Source organism: Siphonobacter aquaeclarae (assembly GCF_900103285.1).
In the GTDB taxonomy this organism is placed as follows: domain Bacteria; phylum Bacteroidota; class Bacteroidia; order Cytophagales; family Spirosomataceae; genus Siphonobacter; species Siphonobacter aquaeclarae.
This window is the reverse complement of sequence record NZ_FNGS01000005.1, coordinates 120579-140508: the sequence shown is the minus strand read 5'-3', so window position 1 is coordinate 140508 and position 19930 is coordinate 120579. Positions and strand designations below refer to the sequence as shown.

Here is a 19930-nt window from a genome sequence, read left to right as displayed (position 1 = left end):
TCAGGCGACAGCACCGTTTCCATCAAGCGGTGGCAAGTATCGGTTTTTCCTGTTAATTCTTCAAAAAGAATAGATATAACCTATTGAAAATAAGATATTTAGATACAAATTATACAAAAATAAATACCTATATAATTAATGTTAATTAGTGGCCTTAGGAAGAAAATGAATGCATTGTTAGAAAATATATTCCGCCAATGCCTTCCTACCGTCGCGGATGGTAGCCGTACTGCCCGGCCGGTTTTCATCCTGGTTTCATAAAAAAGACCGGAAGGAAACCCCTCCGGTCTTCGGGAAGAAAAAACCAATCAGACTCAGATGTACTGGTTGATGATGCTTTCCAGCCATTCCTGCTTACCGCTGCGGACTTTGGGTTCGCCGGTTTCGATGGCGTATGCGCGCAGGTCTTCGAGGGTCAGCTTGCCTTCTTCAAAAGCTTTGCCCTGCCCCTGATCGAATGAGCTGTAGCGCTCTTTCCGGAATGCGAGGTAATCGGATTCACGGAGGATGGCGTCGGCTACGATGAACGCCCGTGCGAAGGCATCCATTCCGCTGATGTGCGCGATGAAAAGGTCTTCCACGTCGGTAGAATTCCGACGAACTTTCGCGTCGAAATTGATACCACCCGGACGGATACCGCCGGCCTGGATAATGACAAGCGCCGCTTCGACCAGTTCATAGACATTGATGGGGAACTGATCGGTATCCCAGCCGTTCTGGTAGTCGCCGCGGTTGGCATCGATGCTGCCGAGCATGCCGGCGTCGGCTGCGATCTGAAGTTCGTGGTCGAACGTATGGCCGGCGAGCGTCGCGTGGTTGACTTCAATATTCAGTTGGAAATCCTTGTCCAGCCCATAGTGACGCAGGAAACCGATAACGGTAGCCGCGTCGTAATCGTACTGGTGCTTGGTCGGTTCCATCGGCTTCGGCTCGATGAAGAACGTCCCCTTGAAGCCCTGCTTGCGGGCATAATCACGGGCGATGGTCAGGAATTGGGCGAGGTGATCGAGTTCCCGCTTGGTATTCGTATTGAGGAGCGACATATAGCCTTCGCGGCCACCCCAGAACACGTAGTTTTCGCCGCCGAGGGCGATGGTTGCATCGATGGCGTTTTTTACCTGCGTACCGGCATAGGCAACAACCGAGAAATCCGGGTTGGTCGACGCGCCGTTCATGTACCGCGGGTTGGAAAAGACGTTAGCCGTTCCCCACAGGAGCTTCACGCCGCTGGCCTGCTGCTTCTGCTTTGCATAGTCAACGACAGCCTGGAGGCGTGATTCGTAATCGGCGATGGAAGGGCCTTCGTCCACCAGATCCACGTCGTGGAAACAGTAGTACGGCGCACCGATTTTGGTGAAGAATTCAAATGCGGCATCCATTTTGAGCCGGGCGCGGCCAACGGCGTCAGAGTGGTTGTCCCACGGAAACTGCCGGGTACCCGGTCCGAAGGGGTCTCCACCCGCTCCGCAGAACGTATGCCAATAGCTGATTGCAAAACGAAGCTGCTCGCGAAGCGACTTCCCGCCGATCACCTGATCCGGGTTGTACCACTTGAACGCAAGCGGGTTTTTGGACTTGGTTCCTTCGAACCCAATGGCGCCAATGCCGGGGAAAAATTCCTGATCGCCTAAAACGATGTTCGACATATTAACTGATTTTGAGGTAGTTGACTTTCTACTAAACGAACGCCATAAAGAGGTTTCCGGTTATCGCGTTCTTAATGAGTGTAAAAATGACACTTATTTTTTAACCACCAAAGAAATCTACCGTATCTCCTGAAAAAAATCCCATCGGGCTTACCAGAAGATGGTTTCGGAGTGAGGCACGAAATTCAGAAACGACTTCGTCAACTGCTGGTATTTCGGGAGGTCCACCTGGTAGAAATAGGCGCCCCGGCGGGAAACACCCTTCTGTTTTTCCTCCAGTTTGATGAGCAGGTTGGTCGACAGGATTTTCCGGCTGAAGTTCCGCTTGTCGAAATCGGTGTCATAAATCGCGTCGTACAGCTTTTTCAGCTGAGGGATGGTGAATTTCTCCGGAAGCAGCTCAAATCCGATCGGATGCTGGGCCGCCTTGTACCGCAACTGCCGGATCGCCAGGTCTACCATCTCGCCGTGATCAAACAGCAGCGGGGGCAGGTCGTACAGGGAAAACCAGCGGGCCTGGTAGGTTTCGGATATTTTCGAATCGAAGTCGGCCACGTTGACGAGCGCGAAGTAGGCCACGGAAACCGTCCGGGTGACCGGGTCGCGGTCGGGCTCGCCGAACGTATGAAGCTGTTCGAGGTAGACATTGGTCAGGCCGGTCAGTTCAAAGAGAATCCGTTCGGCAGCGCCGGCAAGCCCTTCGTCGGGCCGGAGCCAGCCGCCCATCAGCGACCAGGTATCCTCCTCGATGCCCCGCTTGACGAGCAGGACGTTGAGTTGTTCGCCGTCGAATCCGAAAATTATCGAGTCAAGTGCGACTAAATAAGGTTTCTGTGCCTGGTATTGCTCAATCATGGAAGAAAAACAGAGGTCGGTCAAAGATAGGACGATTCCCCGAGACCTCCCGCCCGTGTTCAGGAAAGTCCTTCCGGAAAGCGGTCCCGGACCAGGTTCAGTTCCAGCGAATGTTCGAGCCAGGCCTTTGCGCCGGCCAGGACGAGGGTGAAACCTTCGGTGGAATTCCGGATTTTGCCGGCAAGGGTTTCGAGGTCCTCCGCAGAGATACCGTCGTTACGTACGCTGACGAAAGTGGAACCATCCGCCAGCTCCCGGAAAGTCCATTCTACTGTCTCCCCCTCTCCCCAGGTAACGCGAAGACGCTTGCCGGCTTCGAGCGCGAGCGTGCGGACGGGCAGCGAAAAGTTATACATCTCCCAGGTCCAGGTGGTTTCTCCGCCTTCCAGCAGCGGTCCGGTGCTTTTGGTAAACCAGAAGCGGGTGGTCACGGCAGGATCCGTGAAAGCGTCGAAAACGACTGAAACGGGGCGCCGTATCTGCATTTCGGCGAGAGCGAAGGAGGTGAGAGACATAGGGAGATTGATCAAATGACAAGTTATGCGAAAAAATCCCGAAAAACAGGCAGTACCGGCAAAAACGTAACTACTTCCATCGACCGTTTACATACAAAATTCTGTCATTTCCTGGAATATCCGATTTTTGTTCTTGTTAGTTCCGGTGAAAATCAGATATTTGACTGACAAAGTCCGCCAATTCACTAAAACTATGTTCCGCCATCTATCCAGCCTGATTCTGGTCATGCTGGGGGTTGCCTGCTACGGGCAGTCCATCCAGCTTTCCCCCCTCCCCGCCAACGTTTGCACAAACGTTCCGCTTACCTTCACCACCAGCGGCTCCTTCGGGAGTGACAATGTGTTCAAGGCCGTATTCGAAGACGTATGGTCGGCCCAAAAGACGGAAGTTACCCCTGTTCAGAACAACGGCGTATGGTCGATCCAGATACCGGACGCGCTTTCTGCTACAGGCGACTTCTACCTGACAGTATCCAGCACGTCGCCTGTCGTTTCTATCCGACAAACAATCAACAGGATTTCATCCGTACCAACCGTCTCTATCGTCTCTGTCAACCCGACACACGCCAATCCCGGACAGCCGGTACAATTGGAATTTCTGGCAAGAGCCGGTAGTGGTTACGCCACCGTTGTACTCAACGACGGCTCGCAGCTGCAGGTACAAACAGGGCCGAAAGATCTCAGAAGTATTCAAACCCTCATCGCGCCGAATCAATCCGTTGTCTATTCCATTGCGTCGGTTGCCAACTACTGCGGTAACGGTACCGGAAGTGGCAGTGCAAGTCTGACCATCGGCGATACGCCCGCCCGGGTAACCGGCGTATTTCCGGGCACTCTTTGCCGGGGGAGTAGTTTTTACATTTCACTGTCTCTGCCGGCCGGGAAAACAATTGCCGACGGCACTCCCTTTCTGGTAAAGCTCTGGTTGAAGAATCCGGACATCACGCCTCCGGCGGAGCTGTCCAACAGCTTTGATACGGATGGGATATGGGAAAACGGCCGGATCAAGTCGACAATACCTCCAAACATACCGACACAAAACTCCTTCTATGTACAGGCAATGAGCTCCGATGGGCAGGTGACGGCCGAGGTATTACCCACGCCGGTCAAGGTATCTCCCGCCGGGCAAATTCAGATTGAAACACGAACGGCAGAAGCCTTACCGGGGCAGCAATTTGCTATTACCCCTACGATCACGGGCCTGGCGCCGTTTTCCATCACCTGGTCAAACGGTGCATCTACCGCCGGAGAGCCGTTGAATTTTCCAATTGGACTGATTCAGACTGCCAGTTTCCAGGTATCCGGTTTTCAGAGCGGATGTGAAAAATCGACGATTATTCCGGGAACAGCCACTTACCCCGTTCCTCCGGGTATCCGGATCGATACGATACCGCAGAATCTCTTTTGCCCAGGCGATCAGATCCGGTTACCGATTTCGTCGAATATCAGTCCGACAGCTGCCACTGAATATTGGGTGGATTTTTACGGGGAGCTGCCGAACCAAGGCATTCAACTCCGCACTTCTGTGAAAGCGACCAACGTCGGCGGCCGGACGTTGCTGCTGACCGCGCCAAGCATTGTCGTGTACCAGGGTATATCCGACAGGCGGTTCTTCCTGAAAGTGAGGACCCTTTCCCCGGCTACGGACGGTTATATGCGGGTGAACCAGTTCCTTTTCCTGAATTCGCTTCCAAGACCTCTTTTTCTTGACTGGGAGACGGTCACTGTCAACGCCCCCCGAAACGTCACCCTTAATTACTATGATATGGGTGGCGGGCCGAGCAAGATCACGCTGACAACCGGCGATGTGGTACCCATTGAATGTAAAGCTTGTATCGCCGCGACGGCGGTTCAATACATTTACAAAAGCGGGACGGTCGGTGTGGTCTCAGCCACCAATACCTGCGGTACAACGACGATCCCGAACCCGGTCCTGGCAGGCCCTCCGATCGGAAACGGAGTGGTGATCGACTCTGTCGACCAGTTTCCCTGTCCCGGGGCGACAAAAGTATGGTTCCATACGTATGGAAACATCACGCCGGGACTGACCTGGTCGGTTTACGGCACGACGAAATACGCTTCCTCGGATGCTTCGGCCGTTTTCGACACCCTGCTGGCTTCCGGTACGACGAGCCCGCTTTCCATTCAGCTGCCCAGATCGATGCAGATCCGCGTTTCGTCCGGCACTGTCGTAAGTAACATCAAGCGCATTTATCCCACTTCGCCACCTTCTATGTCAATCGACCGGTCAGGTTCTTATGTCAATGACTCCCCCGGCATTTTCCAGAAGGATGCAGATGCCCGTGAAGCGATGTCTGTCCTCAATGGGGAACGCCTGACGCTTGCGGTAAACCCCTCCACCAATTTCAAACCCTACCGCTTCACGCTGACAGACGGCATAAAAGACTACCCGCAGGACGCCGACATCCGGCAGTATGCACGGCTTTACCCCATTCCCAATCAGGTTTCAACATTCCGGGTAAAAGAGGTCTCAAATGCATGTGGACAAGGCACGGCGAGCGGTCCTCCTTTCACTGTTACGGCGATGCCCTTCCGGATTATGGCGCCGGAGCTCATCGCCTCCAAAGTGGTAAATTTGTGTCCGGGTACTACCTTCAGTACGGTTTTTGTGACGCAGCCCATGGCCCCGGCCGGAACCCAGTTTGCTTTTGAAATCGCGGCGAAGAGCGACTCGGTATACCACGAACTCGGGACAACGACCAGTTCGCCGCTCGCTGTCCGCATCCCCGACAACCTCGCTCCGGGAGAGTATTACTTCCGGATAAAAGACAAAAACTCGCCCGCCCGGACGGCGATCCTGCGTGCGCTGGTGCAGGCAAAGCCGGTCGCCGCGCTCACTTTGATTACGCCGGCAAATGGCCAGCTGGTCTATGGTCAACAGGCCCGCTTCCGGGTAACAATAGCCGGTACGCTGCCTGCCCGTCTCCTGTTTTCGAACCGGGTCTCGAAGTGGTATGCATCCGCCGATTCGGTTTTTGTACTGAAACCGGCTCAAAACACGTCTTTCGGTATCGAGTCGCTGGTGAATACCTGCGGATATGGAGCAGCCAACAGCCTGACAAGTCTGATTGTCAAACCCAATATTCTGGTCAGCAATGTGAAGGTGACTTTCGCATGCGGTGGATCCACGCTCGGATTTACGGTGGACGCGGGAGGTAATTTCGGCGGCATTACGCAGGCCGATGTCAAGTTGCTGTCATCTGCCGGCACTTCGTACGCGGTCAGTTCCTGCCCTCTGGCGGCCGGAACTTATTTCTTTCCGATTCCGACCGGTATACCCTCTGGTACCTATCAACTTGTCCTGGAGACTCCCGTCGTAACCTCGGCGCCTGCAGAACTGACCCTTGTCCAGCCCGGCAGCCCGCCTGTCGTTGCCCAGGCCATTGGTATGCACTGCGAAAACGGGGTCGGCGTGCCCAATGGAACAGCGAGCGCGGCGTTCCGGCTGGCAGGCGCCGGGCCGTTTAAAATGGAACTGAAACGTTCGGAAGAACCGGAATCTGCCTATGTTTATAAAGGTACTGTCTCAGAATCTTCGGTATTGATGTCCCTTTCTGTCAACACGGCCTACGACGTCCGCGTAACCGATAACTGCGGCCTCACAGCAGTTTCCCAATTCACAACGGCACCTGTTCCGCAGTTGCAACCGACACCCTCTACTCCGCCGTGCCTGGGACAAGCATATACCTTGAGCCTTCCCGGCATATCAGGAGCCTACTCCTGGACGAAGGACGGACAGGAACTATCCACAAACAACAGCCTTTCGTTTGCGAACTATTCCGGTACCAACGACGGAGTTTACCAATACCGGGCGTCGCTGGCTGTTTCGTGCGTCATTCGGCAGGGGCAGGTAACGCTTACAGGTGTCACGTGCGATGGCCCGCTTCCTGTCACACTCGCTTACTTCTCCGCCAAAGCGGCTGAGTGCACCGCCGTGCTCGACTGGTCTACCACGAGCGAAGAAAATGCCTCCGCATTTGTGATCGAACGCTCTGTTTCCGCTACCCCCGCACTATTTGGACCAGTGGGTCAGCTATCCGTCCGCGGATCGGGAAGCCGGTACGCATTCACGCAGCGGGATTTGTCGCCGGACACGTATTATTACCGGTTGAAGATGGTGGACCGGGACGGGACCGCCGTCTACAGCAAAACAGCGTCGGTAGCAGTGGGATGCAACGGGTTCAAAGCGCGGCCTGTATCCGTCTATCCGAATCCGACTACTTCGTCGCCCGTAGTTTACCTGTCCCTCAACGCACCCGTATACCGCGGGACCGGCAGCATCCGGGTAGTCAACACATCCGGCCAGCAGGTCGCCGTCCGCGACATTCTCATTGATCAGGAAAATTCGGTTTGGGCGATTCAGGATTTATTGAAAAACACCCGTGGACCGCTGGTGATTCACGTCGAAACTGCCGGAGGACGTTCGCTCGGCTCTGTTCGGATACACGCCGATTAAACACAGCTTCAGCACTTAAAAAGCGAAAGGCGGGGAGTGATTCCCCGCCTTTCGCTTTTGTGCTGGCAGCTAGACAATCTTCAGCACATGATTCCGGATCAGCAGACAAGCCCCTACTACTCCGGCCTTTTCACCGAGGGCCGACATCCGCAGCTGGGTATCGTTGTTGACAAGGCTCAAGGAATACTTGTTGATCGCCGTGCGGATCGGCAGCCAGATGTACTCGCCGGTAGCAAGCAGCCCGCCTCCGAGTACAACCAGTTCGGGATTGAAGATATTGATCAGCGCGGCGATACCACGGCCGAGGTTCTCGCCTATTTTGGCGATGAGTTCGATGGCCAGTACGTCGTCGTTCAGGGCGGCGTCGATGATGTCTTCCATTTCGACGGATTCGACGGGTATGTTCCGCTGGGACAGTACCGACGACGAGCCTTCGCTTAGTTTTTCCCGGAAAAGCCGCGTCAACGCCCAGCCGGAGGCTTCCGTTTCAAGACAGCCTTTCTTCCCGCAACGGCAGATGAGTTCATTGTCGAAAATAGGCATGTGCCCGAATTCGCCGGCATAGCCTGATTTTCCGTAGTACAACTGCCCGTTCATCAGGATTCCGACGGCAATACCATAGTCCAGGTTGATGAACAGTACGTCCTTCTCCTCCTGCACGATGCCCATCGAAAACTCCCCGAAAGCCATCGCCCGGGAGTCGTTTTCCAGGATGACCGGTATCCCTACCTGCTTTTCGATGATCTGGCTGAGGGGCTCGTCCCCGAAATGAAAAAAGGAGTAGCTGTGCCCGGTGGCATAATTGATCCGGCCGGAGAGGTTGATACCGATGCCGAGAATCTTATCCGGGAAGGCCTGCGCGGCAATGAACGACTGAATATGTCCGCAGAGCTGGTCAAGGGATTCTTGGGTATTGTCGAGCCGGTAGGGCAGCTTCTCCGATACCCCGATGAGGTTCTTCTGGCTGTCCATCAGACCGATCAGAATATGAGTCTGCTTGACGTCTACGCCAACAAAAAAGGCCGACCCCGGCACAAGCCCGTAGAGGTTGGGTTTGCGGCCGCCGGTCGACTGAATTTTTCCGTAATCCTTGACTACCCCGTCCTGCATGAGCTTCTGGACGAGTTGGGTGACTTTCGGTACGCCGATCGACAGTTTTTTACTCAGATCGGGTATGGTAGCATTTCCCTCGTTGGCAAAACAACTGATGATTAACTGTTCAGAATCGGTGTTCGGCATTGAAAAATGCTTACTCATACGCGTCACGTCAGAAATTTTTCCAAACATAGTTTCTTCCGCGCGAAAGACAGCTTAGTTTTCAGTTTTCGGTTTACAGTTTTCTGTTTTCGGCAAAAACCCAACCGAAAACTGTAAACCGAAAACTGAAAACTACTCCCTCCACTCCGTCTCCACACCCTCCCTCCTCACCTTCTGCTGAAAGTCGGACAGGAGGTTTTTGTTGTCATAGACGGCGGCGGGGACGAGTTTCTTTTCGAGGGAAAACGCGATCAGCATACCTACCGCCTCGCCGATGCTCCATTCCACCGGGTGGAGGCGGTAGCATCCGTTGGTGATATGGGTGGTGCCGATGTTTTTATTCGCCGGCAGCAGGTTCTTCATCCGTTGCGGCAGCAGCGCACCCAGCGGAATCTGGAACGGCAGCGATCCGAAGTCGATGTAATTGTTTCCGCGGGAGCTGGGGTGCAGGTCGATGTGGTAATATCCTACCCCGACGCTGTCGGCAAATGCCGCCGCCTTGTTTCCATCTTTCTTCCCCGTTACCAACGCCCGGTTGTCGGCCCCTACGTGCTCTTCCAGAATGGTAAACTTCGCCTTGATCCGGCGACTCTCCCGGATATACGGATACTTCGCCAGTCCGTCTTCCGTGCCCATCAGGTCTTTCCGGAGGCGCAGGCCCGCCCAGCCCTGGCCGCCGTCGGGGCGCGGGGCTTCGGTCTGCAGCCAGTACAGCAGCGACAGACTCAGCTGTTTGGCGCGGTTGACGTGCGTGGTAAATTCCTTTTCGCTTACGCCGACGAGGTTGCCGAGGGAGTAGTCGTTCTGAGGCCAGTTGACGACGGAGATATCCCCCGGAAACGTCCCGGGTGCGAAATTTTCTTTATGAATCAGCCGCCGGTAGTTCCACAGGTTCAGCACCGCGCCCATGTCTACGCCTTCGGGGTGAAAACCGAGGGTCTTCGGCTCCAGTGTTTTCGGATTGGAATACGCCAGAGCGAGGAGTTTCCCCGACCAGGCGGGCGTCATCGCCGGCGCAAAATCCCGCCAGAAACCATATTCTTTCGGGCGGTCGATCACGTGGTTTTCCCCTTTCAGGTAGTCCACCGCAAAGCAGACGGTAAAGGCCTGCTGGTTATTCGGATCGGCTTTTTCGGGGGCATGCAGTTCCCGGGTATCTTTCTTCGACTCCGCGCCGGTGACGAACTCGGTCCCGGTCATCGGCAGGAGGTCGCCCAGTTCGGTCGCGTCCACAAAATAGGGCGCAGTGAGTACGCGCTGAGCGCCGGTACGAAGGTCCCTGATTTTCAAAGACCTTACCTGATCGCCGGTTACATCGGCGCCAGTCGCCTTGTGTTCGGTCAGAATGGTCAGCTTTCCCCCGCTGATATAGGGCGCGAGCATGGCAGTGAGTACCGCCAGTCCGACGCGGGGCTCGTGGCAGATTTTGGATACGGTACCGTCTCCCGGGTTGAGGTACGGACGCTGCCGGGCCTGTTCTGTCAGCGGGTAGTTTTGCCGGTAGTATTCGCGAACGGCATTCCGGTAGCGGCGGTAGGTTTGGGTCGCGCCGTGGGTTTCGATCCAGGGGTGTTCATCGGGCGGTACGCCCTGCTGGGTAATCTGCCCGCCGATCCAGTCGGTTTCTTCGGTCATGATCACGGTCAGGCCGTTGCGGAGTGCGGCCAGCGCGGCAGCACAGCCACCCAGCCCGCCTCCGGCAATGACGACATCGGCTTTGTATTCACTCCCCGCAAACGCAACAGCTCCGGCCGGAGCCGAAGCCATTGCCGCCCCCGGAAGGGCCATCCACCCGCTTCCTGCGGCGAGGTATTCGACAAAGGTTCTTCTGTTCATGGATAATTAGTTTTCGGTTTCCAGTTTTCGGTTTTCAGTTTTGGAAAGTCCGAACTGAAAACCGAAAACTGAAAACTGCTTTTTACCAGTCCGCATTCTGCGTCAGCTTCGGATTAATGTCGCGCTCGGACTGGGGAACGGGCAGGAGGTTCAGTTTGGGGAACCAATAGCGCTGTTCCCGCATCAAACGCAGGTTCTCGGAGCCGTCATATAAAGGAATATTGTTCAGATCCGCTGTTTCAGATGCTTTGAAATTCGGAACCGGCGGTGCAACGGCCGGGTCTTTGGCTATTCCTACTACCTTCACCGGCATGACCTGATCGGCGATGCCCCAGCGCCGGATATCGAACCAGCGGAATCCTTCCATCGCCAGCTCGGCTACGCGCTCCCGGCGGATCAGCTGGCGAAGCTTCGCCTGTGTCAGCGTAGCCGGAGCAGCCGGCTGACCGGCCCGGCTACGTACCTGATTGACAGCTTTGAAGACCGAATCATCGATCTGGTTGAGCTCTGTTTTCGCCTCGGCATACATCAGCAATATCTCGGCGTATCGCATCAGCAGGAAGTGTACCCGCGACGCGAAAGCATTTTCCGCCGTAAAAGTATACTTCGCATGTAGCAAACCTACGCCGCTTTTGGCCGGGCCATAGGCATTGTCGAAATCGGCATTGGTTTTGGTCGACCAGGTACCATCGGCATTTTTGAACGACGTCGTGCTTTTGTACACGTCGTACACAAACGTGATCTGGTTCATCGTGATGGTATCACCGGGAATCGCGACGGTGTATTTCAGGCGCATGTCCCGGTTGAGGCGCGGGTTTTTCGGATCATAGACCGTCGACTCGTCGATCCGCTTGCCGTCTTTCGCTTCAAACATATCCACGAGACGCTGCTGCGGGAACCGGCCGGACTGCCCGCCCGCCGCCCGGGAGATACTCCCCAGTGGCAGGTACGTAATCGAGTTGGCATCGGCTTCGGTATGCAGGATTTCGAACATGATTTCCTTACCGGCATTCGGAATCTGACCGGCACGGGTAAAGAGGTCCTGGAACTTCGGATTCAGACCGAGACCGGCGTTGTCGATGACGTTTTTGGCCGCTTCCGCTGCCAGCGTATACTCTTTATTGAACAGCGCGGTGCGGGCTTTGAGGCCGAGGGCCATCGAGCGACTGACGCGCCCGCGGTCGGTCGCCGTCCAGTCGAGGCTCGCCGCCGCGGCGTCCAGTTCCTGGTAAATAAACTGGATCACTTCGGCCTTAGGCGTACGGGTCTGGGTATAAAACTGGTCCGGCGTCAGCGGCTTTTTGATCAGGGGAACGTCTCCGAAAAGATTCACCAGGTAAAAATAGGCATACGCCCGAAGCACGCGGGCTTCCGCTTCGATACGGGCGTAGGCCGCAGCCGTAACGTTGTTTTTCCCGACTGCCATGCCGTCGATCAGGGTATTCGCCCGCTGAATCGTGACATAGGGCAGCGACCAGAGGTTCTTGGCATGGGCGTTGTAGACGTCGAAGTTGCCCTCGCCGAGGTCCACCGCCCGAAGCAGCGCCAGATCCGTCCATCCGTCCATCATCGACTGGTAGGGCGTGCTTCCGGTATTCCAGTACACCGAGTTGTAGACGGCCGTCAGCGCGGCGTTCATTTCGGTCTGGTTATTGAAAAACTGGCCGGTAGCCGGAGCCGACAGCGGCGCTTCCGTCAGGTAGTCGTTGCAGCCTGTCAGCAATCCAAGGCAGATTCCGGCGATATATAGGTTCTTTTTCATCGGTCTCAGAAGTTAAGGTTGATACCAGCCGTATAGGTCCGCATGATCGGGTAGAAACGCCCGCCCGTATCGATCTGCTCGGGGTCGAAGCCCTTGAAGAAGTTCGTGAGCGTAAACAGGTTCTGACCGCTCAGGTAGATCCGCGCCGAACGGATGCGGATTTTGTCGGATACCATTTTCGGCAGCGTATAGCCCAATACGAGGTTCTTCATGCGCAGGTACGAGGCGTCCCGTACCCAGAAAGACGAAACAACATAGTTATTCGGGATGCTGTTGGCCGTCAGGCGCGGCAGGGAGGCTCCGGTGTTTTCGGGCGACCAGTAATCCCGCTGACTCTCATACATCGACCCCTGGAAGTTGGCCGAATAGAACGGCTGCGATCCGGTGCCGGACAGGTAATTATCCCGCTTGCCGACGCCCTGGAAGAACACCGTCAGGTCAAAACCCTTGTACTGAGCGCCGAGGTTCAGGCTGTACTCGTACCGGGGGAAGTTGTTGCCGATAATCGCCCGGTCGTAACTGTCGATCTTGCCGTCGGGTTTGCCGGCCGGACCGCTGATATCCCGGTAGCGGATATCCCCCGCTGCCGTGTTGGCATAGTGGAAGGGGGCGTTTTTCACCTCTTCGGCGCTCTGGAAGAGGCCGTCGGCGATATAGCCATAATAAGAATTAAGCGCATATCCTTCCTGCTGGATCTGGGAACCGTTGATGACCGGGGTACCGCCGTTGTTTTGCAGGGTATTCTTCACGTCGGAAAGGTTGGCCGTAACCTGGTAGGAAAAGTCCCGGATCTTGTCTTTCCAGCCAAGGGATAATTCCCAGCCGGTATTCCGCATGGTTCCCATATTCACAAACGGGGAGGCAAGTCCGACGTACGACGGAATCGGCACGAGTTGAAGCATATCGGCGATGTCCCGCTGGAAGAAATCCGCCGTTACGTTCAACCGGTTTTTCAGGAAAGCGAGGTCGAGCCCGACGTCCAGGATTTTCGACGTTTCCCAGCGGATATTGGGGTTCGAAGCCGTCGTCAGCGCATACCCGGCGTTGATGACATCGTTGAAATAATAGTTATACGCCGTACCGGAATAGAAGGTAGCATAGGTCGGATAGTAATCCACCGAGCCGTTCCGGATCAGGTTCTGGTTGCCCAGCGTACCATAGGAAGCACGGATTTTGGCGTTGTTGACCACCGGGGCAATGCTGCTCCAGAAATCTTCTTCCGACAAGCGCCAGCCCGCTGACACAGAAGGGAATAGTTTCCACCAGTTGCTTTGCCGGAAGCGTGAGGACGCATCCCAGCGCCCGTTGACTTCGAGGAGGTACTTCTCGTTGTAGTTGTAGTTCACCCGTCCGTAAGCCGAAACCATGGAGTACCGGCTTTCGCCACCGCTCATGGTCTGCCCGAGGGGGTCGCCGCTGTCGAGGTACGGGCGATCCGGCGAAAGCAGGTTCTGACGGAAGGTATTCACATTGCTCGTGTAAAAATCTTCCGTGCTGAAACCACCCAATACGGTCAGGTTGTGCTTGCCGAAGGACTTGTTGTACGTCGCCTGTACCCGGAACAGGTTCTGGTTGTTTTCGGTGGTATTGTCCGACAACGAATTCAGCGCGGGCCACGGCCGGGCATAGATCAGCTTGTTGTTTGCCAGGTCCGGCGTATAAATCGCATACTGATCGGTAAACTGACGCTGATGCGTGGTATAGTAATTGGAGCTGTAGCTGGCGAGGAGCTCAAGCCCGTCGACCGGCTTGTAGACCAGCGTACCTTTCAGAATACGGGAATCGGTCTTGCTGCGGTTGAAGCCGCCGTCTTCGGCCTGGGCGGCCGGGTTGGCGTTCGACCAACCTTCGCCCCATTCACCGGTATTGAAACGGCCGGGAATGTTGGCCGGAAGGCCCAGCATCGCCAGAATGATACCGTCAGGGGTGTTTTGCCCCGGCCAGAGACGGTTGGACTTATTGAGTACCAGGTCCATCGACGCCGACAGTTTTTTCGAAAGCGCGACATCGGTATTGAAGCGGAAGTCGGTCCGCTTGTAGTTGGTGTTAGCTGTCAACCCGTTCTGATTCAGGAAGCTGCCCGACGCGAAGACCTTGATAATATCGGTTCCGGCAGATACGCTGAGGTTGTGGTTCTGCATCATCCCGTTATTGGTGAGAACGAGTTTCTTCCAGTCGGTATTGAACCGGGCGAAGTTGTCGGCGCCTTTCGCCTCGTAATCCGCGATTTGCTGGGTATAGGCTGCGGGCAGGCCGCTGTTCACCTGGGCAATATCCCAGAATTTCATGTGATCGAGGGCACTGACTTTCTGGGGAAGATCCGTCGGCGTCTGGCCGGTCAGGTAGGCATTGTAGCTGACTTTGACGCCCGACTGCCCGCGTTTGGTCGTCACGAGGATGACCCCGTTGGCTGCACGCGAACCGTAAACGGCAGCGGCGGCGGCGTCTTTCAGGACAGAAATAGTTTCAACGTTGTTCGGATCGATCGCGTCCAGGCTCATTTCCACGTTATCGATCAGGACGAGCGGATTCTGCCCGGCGTTGATGGAGCCGATACCGCGGATGCGGATGGTACCGGCGTCGCCGCCCGGCACGCCCGACTGCTGCGTGATCGTCACACCCGGCGCCGCGCCCTGAAGCGCCAGGGAGGTCGAGGCCACCTGCCGGTTCTTGATCATCTCACCGTCGACAACCGCCACAGAGCCCGTCAGGTTGACTTTCTTCTGGGTACCGTAGCCGATGACGACCAGTTCTTTCAGGTTTTTTGTGTCTTCGTCGAGTACGACGTTCACTTCGGTCATCGCCGCCGAAAACGGGGCTTCTTTCGACACCATACCGGTAAAGGAGAACAGCAGTACGCCTTCCGCCCGGGGCGATCTGAGTTCATAGGTACCGGCGGCGGTAGTCGTCGTTCCGACTACCGTTCCTTTCACCAGAACGGAAACGCCCGGCAGCGGGCTGCCTTTCGCGTCTGTTACTTTCCCGCGGATCACCTGCCCGAAGGAAAAGGAGCAGGTCATCACGAGCAATACGACCAGCCAGCCGCTCAGCCAGCTTCGTGTACAGGATTTATTCATAGCTGAATCTTGATAGGGTTTAAAGTAGGTAAGGCAATGCAGGTCCTCCGGTCACAGCAGGGTGACCGGTCCGTCAGGCGGCGGCAGCCTAGCGGCAAGTCAGGTCAAAATCAATATCGGCCTCAAACGTGCGGTTCCAGGGTAGTTGAAAACGCAGGCCGGTCGGGCGGTCGCAGGATACATTCCCGCTTTTGAAATACGCGTCGGTCACACGCCGGAAGTACGGAGTCAGTTGCTCCAGGCAGTACCGTTCGACATCTGCCCGCTGGGCGTCGGTCATGAGGTATGCGCTACGGTTGACCTGGCGGAGGTACCGGTTGGCGCGCGCCCGGACGACGTTGTGGAAGTAGTAGTCGTCCATCACCCGGTGCAACAGAAACCAGTGCTGGGCGGATAATACTCCGGCCCGATAGCCCGCCTGGCCGAGGAGGAATTTCTGGGCCATTCCGAAAACAACGCCCTGAGGCAACGCCGTTCCGATGGTATTTCCGGCGGTATTCCAGGAAGCATAACCGTTCAGGGCAGGTAACACGCCTTCCTTCAGGAGGGCTTCGGTAAAGAGCGAGTCCCCGCCCTGAACGTTTCCTTTCGGGTCGATGTCGGCGACGATTACCTTCTTCCCCGCTTTCACCGCTTCTGCGATTTCGCGGGCGAAGGAAACGGCACGCCCCGGCTCGAACCTCGACGCATATACGTAAAAATACAGTTCGGCCTTGTCGGCTACTTCCCGGGCGCCGGTCGCCCGGATATGAAAGCTGACGGTCTGGCTCAGCGGTTTATCTTCAAAAGGCATGGTCTTCGCGGCCATTTCGGCAGAAGAATACACGGCCTTGACAGTCGGCGTATACCGGTGGTAGTCATTGAGCGTCCGGGCGAGCAGCAGCATGGATACTTCGTCGGTACCCGGCTGAACGGCGATTTTCGCGCCGAGCTTGTATTTGGCTACTTCCGCGACCAGGCGCTCGCGGTCGGCCACGTGGATACCCACCGGCTTGGCATCGTCCTGAGAAAGAATAAGGTAGTGGATCGTTCCGTTTTTGACGAGGTCTACCACTTTCAGGTTCACGGCCAGGTTGCGGCGGCGCGCGTCTTTGTATTGCTGCAGGGCTTCTGCCGGGATGGCTTTTTCGAGTGCGGCGGTTTCTTCTTTTTTCGAGGGAATGACGCATACCTCGGCCCAGTCGGCCAGTTTCTGACGGTAGGCTTCGTTTTTGCCGTCGGCCGTTGGCGCCAGCCGCATGATCACGTTCTGGGCATAGATGCGGATGGCGGGATTTTTCTTCCGGATTTCCCGGACGATATCCAGTCGTTTAAGCGCTTCTTTTTCAGACGTTTGAAAGACGCGCGAGCCAACCAATCCGCCATAACTCATCATATCGAGGCAAAGAACGGCAGCGTCAAAGCGCTTCAGGTCCTGCTGTGCGATCCAGGCATTGATCCGGTCGGATTGCCCGAAATCCATGAAGCGCCCGAGCAGCTCTTTGGGTGGAGAAACGACCTCGGCGCCACCGATCTGCCCCATGCGCTCGGTGAATTGCAGGCAGGGCGGACGGTCGTCCAGAGGTACAAACAAAATCCGCATTTTCTGCTGCGCCTGCACGGTCAGGCAGCACAGGAAAAGGACAATCGAAAAAAAGGTTTTCATAGTGGTGGTGTCAGCGGGAAGACGGGCGATGCCCGTTTACCCCGTAAAAAACAAGGTAGAGGTAGCACAGCACCGGGACGACAAACGCCACGGGCCAGCTGTAATGGTCTTTCAGGATGCCCTGCGCATAAGAAATCACAGCGCCGCCGGCAATGGCGGTCGACAGCCAGCCGGACGCCCGCGTCGTGTACCCGCCGAGGCCTTCGACCGACAGCGAGAACACGATGGCGAACATGGTGGCGTTGCAGAGGCCGACACCGATCATCGTCCATGCCGCTACATACCCTGTAGCCGAAACGGAAACCAGAATCAGCGCCGCAGCAGCGGCAGCCGTGCCCGTCAGCAGGACGGATGGGTTTAGAGATCGAAGCAGGAAAGATCCGGCAACGCGGCCGACCAGCATACTTCCCCAGTAAAACGCCACAAACGTATTCGCGTCGCTTTCGGAAATCTGCAGACTGTCGGCCAGGTAATTGGTTAAAAATGTTCCGACAGAAACCTCCGCGCCCACATAGACAAAGATGGCGCCCAGCCCGAACCGGAAATTCCGGAACGAAAACAGGCCTTTGCCCGGCGTTTCCTCGGCGGTTTCTCCGGAAGAAAGAACCGGCAGTCGCAACCGGCTCACCACTACCGCAATCAGGGCCAGCGTGGCGGCGATGCCCAGGTACGGGTACTTGACAGCCTCGCTGGAGGCTTCTTTAAGAGAAGAAAGAATGAAATAGGCGCCGAAGAGAGGCGCGGTTGTCGTTCCGAGTGACCCTACTCCCTGAATCAGCGCCAGCCGGGACGAAGCCGTCCGGGCCGGGCCCAATACCGTAATGTACGGGTTGGCCGCTACCTGAAGGAGGACAATACCTACCGCCACGATAAACAGGGCTGCGAGAAACAGGCCGTACTGATGCAGGCCCGCAGCCGGGAAAAACAGCAGGGCTCCGAAACCGGCAATACCAAATCCACTGACAATACCGCGCTGATACCCAATGCGTTCGACGATCTTTCCAGCCGGAATCGACATCAATCCGTAGGTCAGAAAAAAGTAAAACTGCACGAGGGACGACTCCGAATAGCTCAGCGTAAAGCCCCGCTTGAAATACGGCACGAGCGTATCATTCAGACAGGTGATAAAACCCATCATGAAGTACAGCACAGCCATGGTCATCAGGGCCGGGGTATAATTCTCCCGGGTATCAGCAGTATCGGACAAGCGGACGGTGGCAGGTATCGGAGCCATAATGCGTTAATTTTCAGGACAATTGAGCTACTTTACCCGCTTCTTCCTTTTCCACGATGGCTTCGAGGGTCTTCCAGCACTGGTACAGCGCGCGGGGAATGTGAAAACACCCTTTCCATTTTCCGCCCTTGAGCGACAGCAGCGGCTCGCCCTGGCGGTTGAGGTAGCCAAACCATTCCCCGTGTCCGGGGTCGGGGAAGTGGGCAAAGGTATAGGCGTGTACCTTCTCAAACCAGTCCATACAGCGTTTATCGCCGGTATGGAGGTAGCCTTTGAGAAGGCTGACGAGGGTTTCGACGTGTACCCACCAGAGTTTCTGGTCCCACTCCAGTTGCAACGGCGGATGCCCGCTGATATCCAGGAAGTAGAAAATACCGCCGTGTTCCTGGTCCCAGCCATACTCCAGAATACTGAGAGTGAGGTCGGTAGCGCGACGGATCAGGGCATCGTCGCCGCGGCGGGCGGCAAGGTCCATCACAAACCACATGGCTTCCAGGCCGTGACCGGGGTTTACCGTCCGGCCTTCAAACGAATCTGAAAAAGAGCCATCCGGATTGACGTTTTCGAGAATCAGGCCGTGTTCCGGCTGGTAAAATACGTCCATGACGGCATGGATGCCTTCGTCGATGACCCGCTCCACCAGTTCCACCTCGAGCAGGTGCTCGATTTCCAGTACCAGATTGCAGAGAATCATCGGCAGGGCAAAGCTGATAAGCGGCCGCGTACCGGGTACTGCCTTGGTATAGAGACCTTTGGGATTGTCCTGGCGGGCGAGGATATTCCGGAAGGTTGCCACCGCGATATCGGCGTAGTCCTGGTTGCCGGTCGCCTTGAAGAGCTGACCGAATGCCATCGTCGCGAAGCAATCCGAGAAAATATTATAGGGCTGAATGAGCGGCTTTCCTTCCCGGGTGAGGGAGAAGTACCAGTTGCCGGCTTCATCCCGGCCGCATTTCCGGAGGAATTCGGCGCCCTGGACGGCGGCGTCGAGCCATTCGGCTTTGGGTTCTACCTGGTTGTACAGCATGGAGAAGCACCATACTTCCCGGCATTGCAGCCAGATGAATTTGTCGGTATCGTAGACGTCTCCGTCCCGGTCGAGACAGGTCAGGAACCCGCCCCACTCCCGGTCGATGGAGTGTTTCATCCAGAACGGAACAACGTCCTGCAAAAGGCTGTCCCGGTATTGCGCGATATAGGCTGTCTTCATAACAAGCTTTCTTTCCCCTCATGCATAAAAAAGACGGATTAAAGATCTGATCAGGATTTTCTCTCGTCTATTTTATGAATGATTCACACAAAGACTGTTTTAGTTAATATTTTAAAATATTTAGTTTCGACAAATGTAAAGGGACTTGCATTAAGTATGCAAGGGATTTGGTCAGTTTATTTTGGAAAATTTTCCAATTGCCAAATTTCCTATGGAACAGCGCGGAGATAGCGGGACACTATTTGGACTTTTTCGATTGAATAGTGCGTTTGGAGGCTTTTGAAGAAGGAATAGGTGTAAAAAAGAAAGTTGGATCATGAGAATATTGAATTAAAATTAAAGAAGGGAGCCCGCTGCCCCGCCTGCGCGATAGCCGGTGGTTGAGCTACGTCGAAACCAGCGTGGCGGGAGCGGTG

Annotated in this window: 11 protein-coding genes; 1 reads left to right on the top strand and 10 read right to left on the bottom strand. The window is 55.7% G+C overall.

The genetic code is table 11. From position 1 onward, the window contains the following. Positions 1-314 precede the first annotated feature (314 nt). The 3 genes from xylA to BLR09_RS13845 all read right to left on the bottom strand — a co-directional run bounded on the left by xylA (position 315) and on the right by BLR09_RS13845 (position 3016). On the bottom strand, positions 315-1646 hold the full coding sequence (gene xylA / locus BLR09_RS13855) for a xylose isomerase (RefSeq protein ID WP_093203206.1): 1332 nt from the start codon (positions 1644-1646) through the stop codon (positions 315-317). Positions 1647-1796: 150 nt separating this feature from the next. Beyond that, entirely contained in the window at positions 1797-2501 is a 705-nt protein-coding gene (locus BLR09_RS13850) for an NUDIX hydrolase (RefSeq protein WP_093203203.1), read from the bottom strand. A 59-nt stretch (positions 2502-2560) separates the two neighbouring features. Next, positions 2561-3016, bottom strand: coding sequence for an SRPBCC domain-containing protein (locus BLR09_RS13845; protein ID WP_093203201.1), 456 nt, complete (start codon positions 3014-3016; stop codon positions 2561-2563). A gap of 193 nt (positions 3017-3209) precedes the next feature. Between BLR09_RS13845 and BLR09_RS13840 the strand changes: the two genes are divergently transcribed. Further along, positions 3210-7493, top strand: coding sequence for an ML domain-containing protein (locus BLR09_RS13840; RefSeq protein ID WP_093203198.1), 4284 nt, complete (start codon positions 3210-3212; stop codon positions 7491-7493). A 69-nt stretch (positions 7494-7562) separates the two neighbouring features. Here the strand turns inward: BLR09_RS13840 and BLR09_RS13835 are convergent, their stop codons facing one another. The 7 genes from BLR09_RS13835 to BLR09_RS13805 form a co-directional block, all read right to left on the bottom strand. Next, complete coding sequence (locus BLR09_RS13835; RefSeq protein ID WP_218126658.1) at positions 7563-8750, bottom strand: ROK family transcriptional regulator; 1188 nt, start codon at positions 8748-8750, stop codon at positions 7563-7565. A 132-nt stretch (positions 8751-8882) separates the two neighbouring features. Beyond that, positions 8883-10586: an FAD-dependent oxidoreductase gene (locus BLR09_RS13830; RefSeq protein ID WP_093203193.1), complete on the bottom strand. Its 1704-nt coding sequence runs from the start codon at positions 10584-10586 to the stop codon at positions 8883-8885. A gap of 82 nt (positions 10587-10668) precedes the next feature. Beyond that, the gene (locus tag BLR09_RS13825) at positions 10669-12348 is read right to left on the bottom strand and encodes a RagB/SusD family nutrient uptake outer membrane protein (protein WP_093203191.1); all 1680 of its coding nucleotides are present in this window, start codon (positions 12346-12348) and stop codon (positions 10669-10671) included. Positions 12349-12353: 5 nt separating this feature from the next. Then, positions 12354-15425, bottom strand: a complete 3072-nt coding sequence (locus BLR09_RS13820) for a SusC/RagA family TonB-linked outer membrane protein (RefSeq protein WP_093203188.1) — start codon at positions 15423-15425, stop codon at positions 12354-12356. A gap of 88 nt (positions 15426-15513) precedes the next feature. After that, complete coding sequence (locus BLR09_RS13815) at positions 15514-17070, bottom strand: DUF4127 family protein (RefSeq protein WP_093203186.1); 1557 nt, start codon at positions 17068-17070, stop codon at positions 15514-15516. 10 nt (positions 17071-17080) lie between these two features. Beyond that, positions 17081-18304, bottom strand: a complete 1224-nt coding sequence (locus tag BLR09_RS13810) for a sugar MFS transporter (RefSeq protein WP_093203183.1) — start codon at positions 18302-18304, stop codon at positions 17081-17083. Between the two features lie 13 nt (positions 18305-18317). Further along, positions 18318-19514, bottom strand: coding sequence for a n-acyl-d-glucosamine 2-epimerase (locus tag BLR09_RS13805; RefSeq protein ID WP_093203181.1), 1197 nt, complete (start codon positions 19512-19514; stop codon positions 18318-18320). Positions 19515-19930: the final 416 nt, after the last annotated feature.

Coding starts and splice junctions, on each gene's coding strand:
- BLR09_RS13825 (WP_093203191.1), bottom strand. CDS start 12,348: ATGAAAAAGAACCTATATATCGCCGGAATCTGCCTTGGATTGCTGACA.
- BLR09_RS13810 (WP_093203183.1), bottom strand. CDS start 18,304: ATGGCTCCGATACCTGCCACCGTCCGCTTGTCCGATACTGCTGATACC.
- BLR09_RS13820 (WP_093203188.1), bottom strand. CDS start 15,425: ATGAATAAATCCTGTACACGAAGCTGGCTGAGCGGCTGGCTGGTCGTA.
- BLR09_RS13835 (WP_218126658.1), bottom strand. CDS start 8,750: ATGAGTAAGCATTTTTCAATGCCGAACACCGATTCTGAACAGTTAATC.
- BLR09_RS13845 (WP_093203201.1), bottom strand. CDS start 3,016: ATGTCTCTCACCTCCTTCGCTCTCGCCGAAATGCAGATACGGCGCCCC.
- xylA (WP_093203206.1), bottom strand. CDS start 1,646: ATGTCGAACATCGTTTTAGGCGATCAGGAATTTTTCCCCGGCATTGGC.
- BLR09_RS13815 (WP_093203186.1), bottom strand. CDS start 17,070: ATGAAAACCTTTTTTTCGATTGTCCTTTTCCTGTGCTGCCTGACCGTG.
- BLR09_RS13805 (WP_093203181.1), bottom strand. CDS start 19,514: ATGAAGACAGCCTATATCGCGCAATACCGGGACAGCCTTTTGCAGGAC.
- BLR09_RS13830 (WP_093203193.1), bottom strand. CDS start 10,586: ATGAACAGAAGAACCTTTGTCGAATACCTCGCCGCAGGAAGCGGGTGG.
- BLR09_RS13850 (WP_093203203.1), bottom strand. CDS start 2,501: ATGATTGAGCAATACCAGGCACAGAAACCTTATTTAGTCGCACTTGAC.
- BLR09_RS13840 (WP_093203198.1), top strand. CDS start 3,210: ATGTTCCGCCATCTATCCAGCCTGATTCTGGTCATGCTGGGGGTTGCC.